The sequence below is a fragment of the Candidatus Xenohaliotis californiensis genome (assembly GCF_963930935.1).
GTDB lineage: Bacteria > Pseudomonadota > Alphaproteobacteria > Rickettsiales > CAWVOK01 > Xenohaliotis > Xenohaliotis californiensis.
The window spans coordinates 58,326-74,609 of the sequence record NZ_CAWVOK010000003.1; the positions used below are offsets into that span (position 1 = coordinate 58,326).

13 protein-coding genes, 3 tRNA genes and 2 rRNA genes are annotated in these 16,284 nt (G+C 33.3%); 14 read left to right on the forward strand and 4 right to left on the reverse strand.

Features of this window, described 5'->3' with window-relative positions:
- Positions 1-22 precede the first annotated feature (22 nt).
- Both AABI72_RS00450 and fumC read left to right on the forward strand, forming a co-directional pair.
- Positions 23-95 (forward strand) — tRNA-Phe (locus AABI72_RS00450).
- A 23-nt stretch (positions 96-118) separates the two neighbouring features.
- Complete coding sequence (gene fumC / locus AABI72_RS00455) at positions 119-1,501, forward strand: class II fumarate hydratase (protein ID WP_338363369.1); 1,383 nt, start codon at positions 119-121, stop codon at positions 1,499-1,501.
- Here the strand turns inward: fumC and AABI72_RS00460 are convergent.
- Positions 1,498-3,345, reverse strand: coding sequence for a GspE/PulE family protein (locus AABI72_RS00460; RefSeq protein WP_338363371.1), 1,848 nt, complete (start codon positions 3,343-3,345; stop codon positions 1,498-1,500). The genes fumC and AABI72_RS00460 overlap by 4 nt on opposite strands.
- A gap of 301 nt (positions 3,346-3,646) precedes the next feature.
- Between AABI72_RS00460 and rsmH the strand changes: the two genes are divergently transcribed.
- The 6 genes from rsmH to rrf all read left to right on the forward strand — a co-directional run bounded on the left by rsmH (position 3,647) and on the right by rrf (position 9,946).
- Positions 3,647-4,546: a 16S rRNA (cytosine(1402)-N(4))-methyltransferase RsmH gene (gene rsmH / locus AABI72_RS00465; protein ID WP_338363373.1), complete on the forward strand. Its 900-nt coding sequence runs from the start codon at positions 3,647-3,649 to the stop codon at positions 4,544-4,546.
- Positions 4,543-4,872: a hypothetical protein gene (locus AABI72_RS00470; protein WP_338363375.1), complete on the forward strand. Its 330-nt coding sequence runs from the start codon at positions 4,543-4,545 to the stop codon at positions 4,870-4,872. The genes rsmH and AABI72_RS00470 overlap by 4 nt, the downstream gene beginning before the upstream one ends.
- Positions 4,873-4,910: 38 nt before the next feature.
- Complete coding sequence (locus AABI72_RS00475) at positions 4,911-5,585, forward strand: RDD family protein (protein WP_338363377.1); 675 nt, start codon at positions 4,911-4,913, stop codon at positions 5,583-5,585.
- Between the two features lie 26 nt (positions 5,586-5,611).
- Complete coding sequence (locus tag AABI72_RS00480; RefSeq protein WP_338363379.1) at positions 5,612-6,829, forward strand: metallophosphoesterase; 1,218 nt, start codon at positions 5,612-5,614, stop codon at positions 6,827-6,829.
- 172 nt (positions 6,830-7,001) lie between these two features.
- A 23S ribosomal RNA gene (locus AABI72_RS00485) occupies positions 7,002-9,770 on the forward strand.
- Positions 9,771-9,830: 60 nt separating this feature from the next.
- A 5S ribosomal RNA gene (gene rrf, locus AABI72_RS00490) occupies positions 9,831-9,946 on the forward strand.
- Positions 9,947-10,011: 65 nt separating this feature from the next.
- Here rrf and AABI72_RS00495 read toward each other — a convergent pair.
- The gene (locus AABI72_RS00495; RefSeq protein WP_338363381.1) at positions 10,012-10,392 is read right to left on the reverse strand and encodes an HIT domain-containing protein; all 381 of its coding nucleotides are present in this window, start codon (positions 10,390-10,392) and stop codon (positions 10,012-10,014) included.
- Positions 10,393-10,408: 16 nt separating this feature from the next.
- On the reverse strand, positions 10,409-11,119 hold the full coding sequence (dnaQ, locus tag AABI72_RS00500; RefSeq protein ID WP_338363382.1) for a DNA polymerase III subunit epsilon: 711 nt from the start codon (positions 11,117-11,119) through the stop codon (positions 10,409-10,411).
- Between the two features lie 459 nt (positions 11,120-11,578).
- Between dnaQ and AABI72_RS00505 the strand changes: the two genes are divergently transcribed.
- The 4 genes from AABI72_RS00505 to dksA all read left to right on the forward strand — a co-directional run bounded on the left by AABI72_RS00505 (position 11,579) and on the right by dksA (position 15,214).
- Positions 11,579-12,967, forward strand: a complete 1,389-nt coding sequence (locus tag AABI72_RS00505; RefSeq protein WP_338363384.1) for a proton-conducting transporter membrane subunit — start codon at positions 11,579-11,581, stop codon at positions 12,965-12,967.
- Between the two features lies 1 nt (position 12,968).
- On the forward strand, positions 12,969-14,054 hold the full coding sequence (locus tag AABI72_RS00510) for an AI-2E family transporter (RefSeq protein WP_338363385.1): 1,086 nt from the start codon (positions 12,969-12,971) through the stop codon (positions 14,052-14,054).
- Positions 14,055-14,070: 16 nt separating this feature from the next.
- On the forward strand, positions 14,071-14,757 hold the full coding sequence (locus tag AABI72_RS00515; protein WP_338363386.1) for a hypothetical protein: 687 nt from the start codon (positions 14,071-14,073) through the stop codon (positions 14,755-14,757).
- Positions 14,758-14,836: 79 nt separating this feature from the next.
- Positions 14,837-15,214, forward strand: coding sequence for an RNA polymerase-binding protein DksA (gene dksA / locus AABI72_RS00520; RefSeq protein ID WP_338363390.1), 378 nt, complete (start codon positions 14,837-14,839; stop codon positions 15,212-15,214).
- On the opposite strand, the gene rlmB is transcribed toward dksA, so the two are convergent.
- Positions 15,202-15,960, reverse strand: coding sequence for a 23S rRNA (guanosine(2251)-2'-O)-methyltransferase RlmB (rlmB, locus tag AABI72_RS00525; protein ID WP_338363388.1), 759 nt, complete (start codon positions 15,958-15,960; stop codon positions 15,202-15,204). The genes dksA and rlmB overlap by 13 nt on opposite strands.
- A 76-nt stretch (positions 15,961-16,036) precedes the next feature.
- On the opposite strand from rlmB, the gene AABI72_RS00530 reads away from it, so the two are divergent.
- Both AABI72_RS00530 and AABI72_RS00535 read left to right on the forward strand, forming a co-directional pair.
- Positions 16,037-16,119: transfer RNA gene (locus AABI72_RS00530), tRNA-Tyr, on the forward strand.
- A gap of 3 nt (positions 16,120-16,122) precedes the next feature.
- Positions 16,123-16,193, forward strand: a tRNA-Gly gene (locus tag AABI72_RS00535).
- Positions 16,194-16,284 lie beyond the last annotated feature (91 nt).

The following is a 16,284-nucleotide window of genomic DNA, read 5'->3' on the forward strand; positions in this document are numbered from 1 at the left end:
TATTATCATTTTGCTTGGATATGGCTTGATAGCTCAGTTGGTAGAGCAAAGGACTGAAAATCCTTGTGTCGCTGGTTCGAGTCCAGCTCAAGCCATGTGTTGTTAAGCATGGTTCATGATGAAATTTCGCAATGAAAGTGATAGTTTGGGCATGCAAAAAGTACCTAATGATAAGTACTGGGGTGCACAAACACAAAGATCTTTGTTAAATTTTGGTGATATAGGTAGTGATATTTTTCCTATATTGTTTATTAAAGCCTTTGCAATGCAGAAATTTGCCGCTGCACATGCTAATCTAAAGCTTGGATTGTTAACTAATGAAGTATTTTCCGCTATAGCTGTTGCTGCTGAGGAGATAATATCTGGTAAGCTTAATGAGCATTTTCCACTAAAAGTATGGCAAACTGGCTCTGGCACTCAAACCAATATGAATCTCAATGAGGTAATTTCTAATCGTGCAATTGAGATTATGGGTGGTGAAATGGGTCTGAAAAAACCAGTTCATCCAAATGATCATGTAAATAAATCACAATCCTCAAATGATTCATTTCCAACTGCTATGCATATTGCTGCAGTTTTGGCAGTAAACAATAATTTGTTACCAGCATTAGAAAATCTAATTGATATTTTTGAGCATAAAGTTACTGAGTTCTCTGGGATTATAAAAATTGGCAGAACTCATATGCAAGATGCCATGCCATTAACATTAGGCCAAGAGTTCTCTGGTTATGCAATGCAGCTTCATAAGGGTTTGATACGAATTAATAAGGCACTTCCATCATTATATGAGCTTGCACAAGGTGGTACAGCTGTTGGAACTGGAGTGAATTGTTCAGCTGAATTTACTAATGCTTTTATTACAAAAATTCGTGAGATAACTGGATATCCATTTGTTACAGCTGTAAATAAATTTGAGGCAATTGGAGCTAGTGATGCAATATTGGAACTCAGTGGAGTGTTAAATGTATTATCAGCTAGTTTGCTTAAAATAGCTAATGATATTAGAGTGCTTGCATCTGGCCCAAGGTGTGGTATTGGGGAGATAGCATTGCCAGAGAATGAACCCGGATCTTCGATAATGCCTGGGAAGATTAATCCAACGCAGTGTGAGGCAATGACCATGGTTTGTGCTCAAGTTATGGGAAATAATCATGTAATAACTATTAGTGCTGCCAGTGGACATCTTGAGCTTAATGTTTTTCGTCCTGTAATGATATATAATTTACTTAGATCTATTGAATTAATATCTGGTGCAATGTGTAGTTTTGGTGTTAGGTGTGTTAAGGGAATTGTGCCTAAAAAAGCAAGGATAAATCAGTTACTGCATGGCTCACTAATGCTTGTTACAGCTCTTAGTCCAGCAATAGGTTATGACAATGCTGCTATGGTGGCAAAAAAGGCTTACAATGAAAATATTTCTTTAAAAGATGCTGCACTGGCTTTGGGATTTCTGGACAGCAATACTCTTGATAAGTTACTTAATCCAATTGATATGATTTAAGATTTTTTACTGCTAATTTTACGTTTTTTTTTAGCTGTTTTTTTTACATCAATATTATAGAGTTCATCCTCTGCAATATTTATTTTTTTCTTTAGTTCTATTATATCAGTATCTCCTAAGAGTAATTTTTGAATAGCTGATTTTTTCATGGATATAAACTTATCAGAGTTTTTAAGATATGCATGAATTGTGTCGTAAGTTGCATTTTTTGCAATCATTTTGCGTAATTCTTCATCAATAAATATAACCTCTAATACAAGTGTGCGTCCTTTATAACCAAGATTGCAATGCTCACAGCCTAATGGATTTCTTTTATATACCAATGGATTATCATTAAGATCAATTCCAAGAATTTTTTTGTCACTATTGAGTAGTTTTGTGCGTTTTTTGCAATGTATACAAAGAGTTCTTACTAGCCTTTGTCCTGCTACACATGTTAGTGAATTGGCAATATTTGATGTTTCTGCGCCTAATTCACGTAATCTTGATACAGCAGATAGTGCATTATTTGTGTGTAGTGAAGTGAAAACTTTATGTCCAGTCATTGCAGCTCTAATAGCTAGTCTTGCAGTTGTTTCATCGCGCACTTCACCAATAAAGATAATATCTGGATCTTGTCGCATTGCTCCACGCAATGCTTCATCGAAATGCATGCCACTACCATCTTCCGATATGTTGCTTTGACGGGCAATTGGCAGTTTATACTCTACTGGTTCTTCCATGGACATAATATTCACTTCTAGAGTATTAATTTCACTAATTAATGAGTATAATGTAGTAGTTTTACCACTACCTGTTGGACCTGTAATTATAATAATTCCCTCAGGTCTTATTAGTGCATTCTTAAGTAATTTTACATTAAATTTATCTATGCCAAGTTTGTTGATATTTGTTATAACTGTAGATGGGTCAAGTATGCGCATAACACAGTTTTCACCATGTATGGTTGGCTGTACAGATATGCGTAGATCTATATTTCGTGCTGACACTGAGATGGATATTCGACCATCCTGAGTATGACGTTTTTCTGCAATATCCAAACCACTTATTACCTTAATACGCACTATCATTGCATCCCATATGTCTTTATCTAGGTTATATCTTTGTATCATGGATCCATCAATGCGATATCGAACACGTAGAAAGAAATCACATGGCTCAAAATGCACATCTGATGCCCCTATTTTTACAGCATCTGTTAGAAATGCATCAATTAGTCTGACAATTGGGTGTTTATATTGTGAAGCATTGGTGCTGGTAATGCTAGAGTTGTTAGATATATCTTCATCTACTATTTCCTTCACTATGTTGTCAATTGACATTTCATAGCCATAATATTTATCTATTGCTAACATAATATCTGCTTCACTTGCATAGACTGGTATTATGCGCTGCACACTAGGGAAATAGCGTCTTGTTTTGTCAATGCGCATAATATCATAAACATCTTGTATGGCTACATAAAGAACTTCTCCAGTATAGCTTATTGGTATAATTTTGTTTTGTATGGCAAAAGTATGAGGGATTTTATCAATTACCTCATTGTCAATCATAGCTTGTTTGAGGTTAAATTGACTAATTCCTTTTAAAGAGTGTAAAATATTTTTAAGCATTTTGCTGGTGATTATGTCTAGCTCAACAAGCACCTCACCAAACATTTTTCCCTTATTTTCTTTCTTAAAGATTCTTATTGCTGATTTAAGTTGATTGTTGGTTATTAAGTTGTTTTCTTTGAGGTATTTAGTGACAAAATCTTGTTGTACGATATTTTCTTGTAAGCTTGGTTTTACAATGGGTTTAATAATTTTTTTTTCACTGTCAAAAAAATTTTCAGCATCACTCATGTTAGCATAAGTTTTTTTTACTTTAGATTATAGTATTATTAATGCATTAATAATGAGTAAAATATGTATTTAACATTGAATTCATATTTATGGTTATGAATATGTTGCAATATTTTATATATTAATTTTGTGTTTTTGATCTATAAGATTAATTTATTATGTGATTTGCATATAATATTATTATAGATATAATAAATACTCTGCTATATAGGCCACCCTGTATGTTTGATGTTTGAGTGATGTGTTGCTATTATAGCTTGTGGTATTTTTGTCTTTAAAGACTAGTATAATGAAGTAGTTTATGAATAGTACAGCATCGCATATACCAGTGCTGTTGCAGGAAGTATTGAGTTTTTTGTCTCCTATAGACAGTGGAAATTATATTGATTGTACTTTTGGTGCAGGATCTTATTCAAAAGCAATTTTAGATAGTGCTAAATGCAGTGTTTATGCATTAGACTGTGATCATGAGGTTGCTTTATATGCAGAAGCATTAAAAGCACAATATAAAGAAAGATTTACATTTATTTTAGAAAATTTTGCTGTTCTTGATAAAGTGTTACATCCTTTTTTAAAAGATGGTGCTAATGGTGTAGTTTTTGATCTTGGTGTTTCATCCATGCAGATTGATAATGGTTATAGGGGTTTTTCATTTTTAAAAGATGGTCCACTTGATATGCGAATGAATTCTGAGATTGGTATTACTGCATATGATGTAATAAACAGAAAGAGCGAAGCAGAGTTGAGTGATATTATATACATGTACGGTGAAGATAAAAGTGCACGCCATATAGCAAAGCATATAGCAAAAAAACGTCTTTCTGGTCCAATAAACAATACCAAGGAGCTTGCAGAGCTTATTACCAAAGCTGCACATGGCAGAGGTAAAATAAATCCAGCTACAAAAACATTTCAAGCAATAAGAATATATGTAAATAATGAGTTGCAAGCTTTGCATAAAGGCTTGGTTGCAGCTGCAGCAGTATTAAAGCCTGAAGGGATTCTGGCTGTTGTTTCATTTCATGGTTTAGAGTGTAGGGTGGTTAAAAGTGTGTTTCGTGAATTGCTTAATAATGTGCATGGTAATGAATTTGTAATTATGAATAAAAAAGCTATTACTCCAATGCCAGATGAGATAAAAAGAAATCATAGATCTAGATCAGCTAAGCTTAGAGTAATTAAAAAATTGGGCATTAGATGAAAAAAAAAATTATGTTTCTTAATTTATTTTTTTTTATATGTTGTGCATTTATTATGTTTGGCATTAAGTATAAATTTCAACAATTTAACAAAGAATTTGTAAAAGTTAAGCATGAATTAGATGCTGAACAGGAAGAAAATAAAGTATTAAGAGCAGAGTATGCTTATATGAGCAGCCCTAAAAGATTAGCAATGCTTGCAGCACATTATTTGAATCATAAACAACAGAATGCTAAAAATTTTGATCAGCATTTACATAAAAAAATATATGGTCATGATAGCTCAGTATTTAAGCTGGTAAATGGGAATTTTTCAAGGCACAATTAAGTTTGTTTAATTACAAGTGGATTGGTATGTTTTCCATTATGAAAAATATTAAAATATTTGCCCCACATCCTAGAGCAGATGGTGCATTATATGCTAATTCTAGGATGCGTTTTCTTGCAATAGTTTTAGATTTAATACTGTTAGCACTTATGATGCAAGTAGTTATTTTTGTGCTGTATTTCATATATCCTGCACCAGGATTGCCAGTTGCTGCACTTGACAAAAGGCATATGGAAATTGAGCTGGACATAAATGATAAATTATTGCTGGCTAAATATATGATACGATATTTAGTGGTTAATGTTGTTCAATGTGTTCTGGCTGTTGTGTATTTTGTTTGTATGTGGTTTAAATTTAAAAGAACACCAGCTAAAGCATTATTATGCATGAAGTTAGTTGATGACAAGACATTAATGGATCCAACACTCATTCAATGTGTGAAGAGAGCATTTGCTGCAATGCTTTCTCTGTTTCCATTGTGCTTAGGTTTGTTGTGGCTTGGAATTAGTCGAAAAAATCAAACTTGGCATGATAAGATTTCTGGAACAATTGTTGTACATACTGATAAATCTGGTGAAATAATTAAAAGTAATATTGGCATAGCTCAATATGATGAAGGTGTTATGCATTTTATAAAAAATGTTATACTTGCTTACAGGGATTTTTTAAGCAAAATAGTGATTTTTTTGAAAAAAATAACTAAAATTCAGTAGATTTTTAACAAAAAATTAGATTAGTTATGCTAATAAAATTTATAAAATTATTTTTGTGCACTGTTTGCTTATTTTTTTGTCATGGTGTATTTGCTCAATATCATTGGGTTAGTTTTGATGAGAATGGTATGTTTGTAGCTAATGCCATAGTATCACGTGGTGAAAAATGTCCTGAGCTATATATTGATAGTGTATGGGAACATTTTTATAAGAAGTTCAATAGTGCATTTCCTGATATTGAAAGGTGTTATTTTTTTTTTGATCGTAAAGCTAAAAATGTTGTTATAGGTGGAGAAAAGATGTTTTTGCCTAGTTCCATGATTCATAGAGTTGGAATTATAGGCGATACTGGATGTAGAGGTGATTATAGGCAGAGTTGTTCTTCATTAAAAAGTTGGCCTTTTGCCAAGGTGGCTGATCTACTTGCTGAAAAGGATATTGATTTGGTTGTACATGTTGGAGATTTATTGTATATGCATGGTAAGTCAAAATATGATTTTGATCTTTGTAGCTGGAAGCATTGGGAGTTTGAATTTTTCAAGCCTATGAACAATTTATTGAAAAAAGCACCTTTAATAATGGTGCGCGGTAATCATGAGGCATGTTGTAAGAAATGCTGGAATGGAGCAAATTTTTTTTTTACTCCACCTAGAAATCAAGATAATTTTTGTGTGAATGTTGAGCCACTTAGTATATTAGAATTTGATAATGCTGTTTTTTTTAATATTGACTCTTCTAGTGCATCTGATTTTATTACTGAGCAGCATTTGGTTAAAATATACAAACAGCAATTAAATGTGCAAAATATAATCAATGATAAGTTTAATATTTTACTAACTCATCGACCATTGTATGGCATGTTTAGTATATTAAATTTTGGTTTATATGGTAATAGAACTTTACGTCAATCATTTAATAATTTAAGTTGTAGCTTAGACTTAATAGTAAGTGGGCACATACATCTTATGCAATTTTTGAATTTTGCAGATAGTTGCATTGCTCAATTAATTGTTGGCAATAGTGGAGCTCATTTGCATCGAAAACCAATAATGCATAAAGGTAATTTTGTTGACAATGCAATGCAGGTTTATAAAACTTTTGATAGTTTTGGTTTTGCTGTGTTAGATTTACACAGAATGCTTTCATTTGATATATTTAGTTATGAAGATAAAAAAAATATTAGCTGTATGCAGATTTATCGTGAGGATAAAGATATTAAATGGCAATGTTTTTTAGATAAATAATAAAATTTTATATCATGATATTTTTTTATTGACATAGTTATTATTTTCTAATAGAATTTTTCTACTTTAATTGATTGTTAACAATATTTTTTGTTGTACAATATTTTGATAAGTTAATAATATTGATTCATCTAAATTAAAAGTATGCTTAACTCTGTATGTGTTGAGGATTAGATAAATAATAAAGGGCGTTTGATGGATGACTTGGCACTAAGAGCCGATGAAGGACGTGGTAGACTGCGATAAGCCATGGGGAGCTGTCAACAAGCTTTGATCCGTGGATTTCCGAATGGGGAAACCCAGCCATTTCGATGGCTATTCTATATTGAATACATAGATATAGAAGGACAACCTAGAGAACTGAAATATCTAAGTACCTAGAGGAAAAGAAATCAAAATGATGACTCCGTTAGTAGTGACGAGCGAATATGGATCAGGCCAATGATTTATAAAAAATAACTAGAATAATCTGGAAAGATTAACCATAGAAGGTGATAGTCCTGTATAGGTAATGTTTTTATAAATATTTGAGTAGGGCGAGACACGTGAAATCTCGTTTGAATATAGGGGGACCACCCTCTAAGCCTAAGTACTCCTTAGTGACCGATAGCGTACAAGTACCGTGAGGGAAAGTTGAAAAGAACCCTGAAGAGGGAGTGAAATAGAAACTGAAATCAAATGCCTACAAGCAGTCGGAGCATCCATAATTTTATGTGTTGTGACGGCGTACCTTTTGTATAATGGGTCAGCGAGTTAATTTATTAAGCAAGTTTAAGCTGTTAAGTGTAGGCGTAGCGAAAGCAAGTCTTAAATGGGCGTATTAGCTTGATGAATTAGACCCGAATCCAAGTGATCTAGCCATGACCAGGTTGAAGGTGCAGTAACATGTACTGAAGGACCGAACCCACTGCTGTTGCAATAGCACGGGATGAGTTGTGGCTAGGGGTGAAAGGCCAATCAAACTTGGAAATAGCTGGTTCTCTGCGAAAACTATTTAGGTAGTACGTTATGTTATATATTATTGAGGGTAGAGCACTTGATTGACTAGGGGGAGTAATGATCTTACCAAATCAAACTAAACTCCGAATATCAATAATAGTTCCATAGCAGACACACCATGGGTGCTAAGATCCTTGGTGGAGAGGGAAAGAGCCCAGACCATTGTCTAAGGCCCCTAAATCGTAACTAAGTGTGTAAGGAGGTGGAGAAGCCAAGACAGCTAGGAGGTTGGCTTAGAAGCAGCCATCCTTTAAAGATAGCGTAACAGCTCACTAGTCTATATTTAAGCTTTTCTGCGCCGACAATGTAACGGGGCTAAAGTTATGTGCCGAAGACATGGGTTTATAAGATGTATTTATATCTTATAAGCGGTAGCAGAGCGTTCCAATACCACTGAAGATAATTCGTGAGAGTTGTTGGAGGTTTTGGAAGTGAGAATGCTGACATGAGTAGCAGTAAAGAATGTGAGAATCATTCTCGTCGTAAATCTAAGGTTTCCTACGTAAAGATGATCTGCGTAGGGTTAGTCGGCCCCTAAGGTGAGGCTGAAAAGCGTAATTGATGGGATATTAGGTTAATATTCCTAAACCAGTGGAAAGTGACAAATTTTGTAAATAGTAATTTCTTATTGGATTGAAATTGCTGTGAAAAAGTTTCAGGAAATAGCTTCCATATTAGACCGTACCGTAAACCGACACAGGTAGATGAGTAGAGTATACTAAGACGTATGAGATAATGATACTAAAGGAACTCGGCAAATTGTGCTCATAACTTTGGAATAAGAGTAGTCTATATTTGGGCAACCATTTATAGATGGCACAGAAGAGGGGGTGGCGACTGTTTATCAAAAACACAGGACTCTGCTAACACGCAAGTGGATGTATAGGGTCTGACACCTGCCCAGTGCTGGAAGGTTAACAGGAGGGGTGCAAGCTCTAAATCGAAGCCCCAGTGAACGGCGGCCGTAACTATAACGGTCCTAAGGTAACGAAATTCCTTGTCGGGTGAGTTCCGACCTGCATGAATGGTGTAACGACTTCCCCGCTGTCTCTAGTATCAACTCAGCGAAATTGAATTCTCCGTTAAGATGCGGAGTACTTGCGGCTGGACGAGCAGACCCTATGCACCTTTACTATAGCTTTATATTGGTGTTAGAAGTATATTGTGCAGGATAGGTGGGAAGCTTTGAAGTTAGGGCGCTAGCCTTAATGGAGCTAACCTTGAGATACCACCCTTTATACTTTTGATACCTAACCATAATCCATTATCTGGATTTGGGACATTGTATGGTGGGTAGTTTGACTGGGGCGGTCGCCTCCTAAAGAGTAACGGAGGTGTACAAAGGTAGGTTCAGACCAGTCAGAAATTGGTTGTAGAGTGCAATGGCAAAAGCCTGCTTGACTGTAAGGCTGACAGGCCGAGCAGAAACGAAAGTTGGTCATAGTGATCCGGTGGTTTTGTGTGGAAAAGCCATCGCTCAACGGATAAAAGGTACGCTAGGGATAACAGGCTGATGGTGTCTGAGAGTTCATATCGACGACACCGATTGGCACCTCGCTGTCGACTCATCACATCCTGGGGCTGAAGAAGGTCCCAAGGGTTCGGCTGTTCGCCGATTAAAGTGGTACGTGAGTTGGGTTCAGAACGTCGTGAGACAGTTCGGTTTCTATCCTCCGCAAGTGTTGGAAATTTGAGGGAACCTGGCTCAAGTACGAGAGGACCGAGCTGGACATACCTCTGGTGCACCAGTTGTCACGCCAGTGGCATGGCTGGATAGCTACGTATGGACGAGATAACCACTGAAAGCATCTAAGTGGGAAACTCATCCCAAAACTAAATTTCCCTATAGGGTTGTAATAGACTATTACATTGATAGGCTAGATGTGTAAGCATGGTAACATGTTCAGCTAACTAGTACTAATAACCCAATTGTTTTTTCTAATCTATGCACATACAGTGTTATGCATACTTGTAAAATTTAGATAAATATCTTTTTTGGTGGTTTGGTGATTGATAGGGGAGATGAAACACCCGATCCCATTCCGAATTCGGAAGTGATAACTCTACCGCCAATGGTACTGCAACCATAGGTTGTGGGAGAGTAGGTAGTTGCCAAGCCTCCAAAGAAGATATAATCAATCTTATTAACATTATATATAAAGTTTTTTAGACTTTATATAATTTTATCTCTTATTATCATCATTTGTACATAGTCCATATATTTTTCTACCACCAATAACATGAATATGAAAATGCATTACTGTTTGGCTTGCATTATGACCATGATTCATTACTATTCTATAACCATTTTTTTCTAAATTATTAATCTGAGCAATTTTATGTGCAGCTTTAAATATTTTGCATATCTCTTCACTATTTGCAGTAATGATAAAATCATTAAATGAAATATAGTTATTTTTTGGCAATAACAGTATGTGCACAGGTGCACATGGATTAATATCATTTATTGCAATACAAACATCATCTTCATAAATAACTTTACAATCTATTATTTTATGAATAATTTTATAAAAAATGTTTTCATTATTGTATTTAGTGTTCACAGTAACCTTAGTTTAGTTAATTAGTTGCTTTCCACATAGTATTTGATATGGTTTTTATATATTTTTCGTGTGCAGATGCTTCATCTATATTAGGTTGTATAGATACTCTTCTGTAGCATTTTTTTTTAGTATTTTTTTGATAACCATCAATATTTTTATTCACCTGCTTTGGTGTTGAGTTTTGTTTTTTTTTATTAAAGTTTGTAAGTAAGCTTGTTTGCAGTCCTCCACAGAGTTCAATGTATACTTGTGCAAGTAATTTAGCATCTAGTAATGCACCATGCTTTATCCTAGCTGTGCTGTTAATATTGAATCTTTTGCATAGTGCATCAAGAGAAACTGGAGATCCAGGAAATTTTTTTCTGCTTATAGATAAAGTGTCAATTATTTCATTGGTTAATTTGTGCATTGAGCAATTTTGCAATTCATGGTTTAAGAATTTTATGTCAAAGCCAGCATTATGTATAACTAAAGAATCATTCTTGATGAATTCTAACAGGCTATTAGATATTTTGGCAAAAATTGGCTTATCTATTAAATTTTTATTACTTATACCATGTATTCTATATGATTCTGCAGTAATTTCTTTTTTTGGATTCACATATGCATGGAATTCTATTCCTGTGATAATTTTATTATACAACTCAATACATCCTATTTCTATGATTTTTTCTCCTTTTGCTGGATCTATACCAGTAGTCTCAAGATCTAAAACTATTTCACGCACTTTTTTTCTATTTTATTTTTACTAAAGTATATACAAGATTGCAAAAGAAGTTAAGCATTTTAGTATCCATAATGCTAGATGATATAGTGAATAATTTTTACTGTATGATATTATAGTGTTTTGCATTACCAATAATTAGTTATGTTTATTTCTCTAGCAATCTTTTTAATCTTCACTACCTATTCTGGGTATCTTTTGCACATTGTTAATAAATGTTCATTGAAATTCCTTTCTTTTTTATTCATATTATTGAGCATAGTGCTTTTTTGTTGTTGTAATAATTTTGTTGGGATTTTGACTATATTTAGAAAAATTCCTTTTAGCATTTTATCCACTGATAACTTGTTTCTCTCATGCACTTTTTTTATAATTTTTATATTGCTAAATATTTTTTTACTTAATTCCTATAAAAACTGGGTAAATAATTTTGCATATCTTGTAATATATTTTTTTTTAAGTTTGGCTACAATAAATGCAACAACTCTTTTAGGTTTTGTTCTATGTTTTGAATTGTCAGGTATTTTGGTGTTTGTGCTTGTTTTGGGTGAAAAAAATATTAATGCTGAAAAATCTGCAATGCATTATTTAATAGTTCATCTTACTATTGCTGGACTTATTTTAGCTACTACATCAATAATGCAAGATGCATATATTAATACTAATTTGAGATCTTTAGTGCTAAGTGATATTAAAACTAGTAAAGCACCAGGAATAATTCTTTTTTTTGGTATTTTATTTTCTACTGCTGCATTTCCAATCAGTGCTTGGATTATTGATGCATATTCAGTCTTGGAGTATGGATCAATGATTTTGATAGCTTCTTTTTCAACTAAAGCCTGTTTATATGTTTTGTATAAATTGTTTCATAGCCTATGGTTTTTGCAGATTATAGGTTTTTGTACAGCATGGTATGGTTTTTTATATTCTATGCTTTCTAGGAATATGAAAAAATCAGCATTATATGCAATGATAGCACAAATTGGCCTGTTGATTATAGAAATTGGCATGTCATCAGGTACTGAGGCTGAGAATAGAATTTTTAGTATACACATATTAAGCTCATTATCTTATCAGATGATTATTTTTTTAGCATCTTGGTATTGTAGCAAAGAAAACATCAAACATGGCAATTATACTGCTCTGTGGGCAATATGCCTTATTATTGGGCTATGCTCATTTGCTTCATTGCCACCTACTCTTGGTTTTTATATTAAAACAACATTTTATAGCAAAGAATTATCATTACAGAATAATGAGTATTATTTATCAAATTATTTAATGCAAACCTTGTCTATTGCATCTATTGCATTTGTCTTTCATTATTTTTCATTATTTACTGTTCATTTTAATAGAATTTTTATTAGACCAAAGAAGTATACAGATCAAATGCTACCACTTATTGTTATGGTGATTTTATCTGTAATGTGCTTGCCGCCATTTAAGATGTTGAACTTGCTTAGTGATGGTATGATTAGCTGGAAAATGGTTTTTGATATTGGATTGTCAAAACTTGTTTTTAAATATACATTATTTGCTATTTTAGCATTTTTGCTACATAAGTTTGTTAATTTTTTTGTTACTAGAATTGAGTGTAAGGATTTTCCTGATACCAATTGGTTGTATTTAGAGTTGCCTAAAACTGTTTTTTCATCTATTATCTCATTAATTTTAGATTTGTATTACATAGCTAAAGATATTATAAAAAATTTGTTTAAATTTTTTTCAAGACACTATCTATCAGTGCATGCTAGGCTCGTTATGCAGAGAATACAGAATTTGGAATTTACGCTTTTTATAGCTGTTTTATTTATTAATATATATATAATAATTAGTTTATTAAGAGGGTAAAATGACCAGCAGATGGATCACTAAACAATTGTATCTACCATTTTCTCTGTTTATTTTCTTTATTTTTGTCTTGTACCTTGGTCTTGATATAATTACACCATTTGCAGTTTCAATACTTTTGGCTTATTTTTTTAATCCACTTGTCTCCAGGATGGAAAAACTATCAGTTTCTCGCAGCATAACATCATTTGCATTAGTTATGATAATGTTGACTGGCTTTGTATGGATTGTATTTTTCATAATACCAGCATTTATACAGCAGTTCACTGGCATTGCAAAGGATTTGTATAACAATGCTAGCAGAATATATGAATGGATGTTTGAGACTGTTGGTGCCTTAGATAAAAAATACAGTTTGCATCTCCTAGATGAGAATGCTGGTGTTAATAAATTGTATGCTAGTGATGTGCTAAGAAAAATACCAACATCCTTTTTGCCATATGCAATAAATGTATTAAAAAATTTTTTACTTTCAGGTGTTGGTTTGTTTGGGGTATTTTCATTTTTACTAGTAATTCCCTTAATAACATTTTATATGCTGCGTGATTGGTTAATTTTTAGCAATAGTTTTAGATCAATTTTTCCAGCAAGATATAATAGGGTGGTAGATAATATTATTAAGGAGATAAACTATGTGCTCTTTGGTTATGTAGTTGCACAATTTTTTGTAGCATTTTTTCTAATGGTTTTTTATAGCACTGGATTAAGCTTAATTGGTCTTAAGCATGGTTTGTTTATTGGCATATTTACAGGCCTTGTGTCATTTGTGCCTTATATTGGACTAGGTGTTGGTATTTTTAGCAGTTCTTTGCTAGCTTTACTGCAATTTCAAGATATTTTTCATTTATTATTGGTTTTATTGGTTTTTACACTAGGTGTTTTATTGGAGACTCAAGTGCTTTCACCAAAAATTGTGGCAAAAAAAGTAGGTATTCATCCAGTGTTGGTTATTTTTAGCATATTATTAGGTGGTTCACTTATGGGTATTGTTGGCATTATGCTTTCTGTGCCATTTTTTGCTGTAGTGTCAATTTTTGTTAGAATTATTATTAAAAAATATAGAGAAAGTGAGATATATTTGTCTTGAATAAAACATGGTTGCAATGGTGCAGTGTTATTTTGATTTTTTAAAGACAGATGATTTATATAACTCATGTTATTTCATTGATGATTGCAATAAATATGCTTATGATATTTTAATAAACAGGTGGCCAAATTGGTTTTGTAATGGCATTTTACTCTGTGCATCTCCTGGTGGGGGGAAGACTCATCTTGGTATGCTTTGGGCTAAGAAAACCAATGCATTTGTGGTTTCTAGAGAAAATATTGTAAATTTATCTAATGATTTTAACTGCTTGTCAGTTGGCTCTCCAGTTTTAATAGATAGTATCTCTAGCATGATGGATACACAAGAATGTTTGTTGCATTTATATAACAAGATCACTGAACTTGGATTGCACAGTGTATGGCTGGCTAATTTTGGTGAGCTCAATAATCTATCTATAGTGGATTTTAAATCAAGACTTATGATGCTTGATTTAATTACAATTGGTAATCCAGGCGATGAAATAATAGCTAAAATTTTACATCAAAAGTTATTTAATAGTGGTTTAAGGATTTCTGATCGTGTTTTTGATTACATTGTTAAAAGAATGCCACGATCTTTTGCATCGGTTTGTGCAATATCATCTCATGTTAACCATTTGGTAAGTATTTCAGGACATAATCCATCAATATTGGAGGTAGATAGTGTTTTAAATTGGAGGAATAGTGGTCATGGAAGCTGTTGACTATGAACAACCAGGCAGTGAAAATAGAAATGATCTGTCTAATGAATCTAGCTATGTTCCATCTGAAGATGAGGAATATATGAACCCAAGGCAATTATGTTATTTTAAACGTAAGCTAATTGCTTGGAAGAATGACCTTTTAGATGGATCCAATAAGGCAAGAGAGCATTTGGTGTCAAATAGTCTGAATGAACCAGATGTTGCAGACAGGGCTAGTTTGGAATGTGATACGTTTTATGAACTAAATAATCGCGATAGAAATCGTAAGTTAATAGCAAAAATTGATGCTGCATTGCAGCGTATAGAAAAAGGTGAGTATGGTTATTGTGAAGAAACTGGATCTGAGATAGGGGTTAAGAGATTGGGAGCTAGACTTGTTGCTACTTTGTGCATAGAAGCACAAGAAATTCGTGAACGTCAGAAGAAGAACTATAGTGGCAGTGATTATGGTGCTTGATAGATTTGGTGTAATGCAATTGCTGTTGCAACTGATGCATTAAGACTCTCTATGTTTGTACTATTTATTTCAATTTTTAATAAATGATCACAAGTGCGTTTTACCAATGGTCGTATTCCTTTGTCCTCAGATCCAATAATTAAAACAATTTTTTTATGATGGTTTGTATAGTTTTTGATTGATTCTTGGGCTCGGGCATCCAAACCATAAATCCAAAAACCAATTTTTTTTAGATTTTCTAATGATCTAGACAAGTTGTCTACATAAATAATTTTTATTTTTTCTAAAGCGCCACATGCAGTTTTGGTTACTGCTGGTGTAATTGGTGCACTGTTTTTTTTTGGAAGAAGTATGGTATTGACATTAAAAGCTGTTGCAGTTCTGAAGATAGAGCCAAGATTAGTAGTATCTTGTATTTGATCTAAGCATAGTAATATTTCTTCATTATTAGATTTTTCTATTGCATATATATAGCTATTTAAGTCTAACATTTTTATCTGTGTTGTCAGCAATGCTATACCTTGATGTGAAAAATTTGGATTTTTATTGTTTGTCTTGTTTGTTAAAATGTTGTTAATAGTCTGGACTGAAGCAATAGAAAGTGGTATATTAGCTGTCAATGGTATGAGCCATTCTTTGGTTGACTCATAAGTTGCATTGGTAACAAGAACTTTTGTTGGCTTGCGTTCTTTATTATGCAAGGCATGTTTACAAGCATGTAAGCCATAGAGCCAAATTTTTTGCATTTTTTAAAAAATGTTATTTTGCTGTTGACAATATTATATATAATTTGTTAAAAAGTACAATACTTGACTGTAGATTGGAGGGGTGGTCGAGTGGTTAATGGCAGTAGACTGTAAATCTACCCGCGAAAGCGTTCGCAGGTTCGAATCCTGCCTCCTCCATGTGCGGATGTGACTTAATGGTAGAGTACTAGCCTTCCAAGCTGGTTGTGTGGGTTCGATTCCCATCATCCGCTCATTAGCCTGGATTTCATTATTAATTGTATTGAGTATGGAGGAACAAAAATGGCCGAGTTTGTGAGAGAAAAACCTCATGTTAATGTTGGC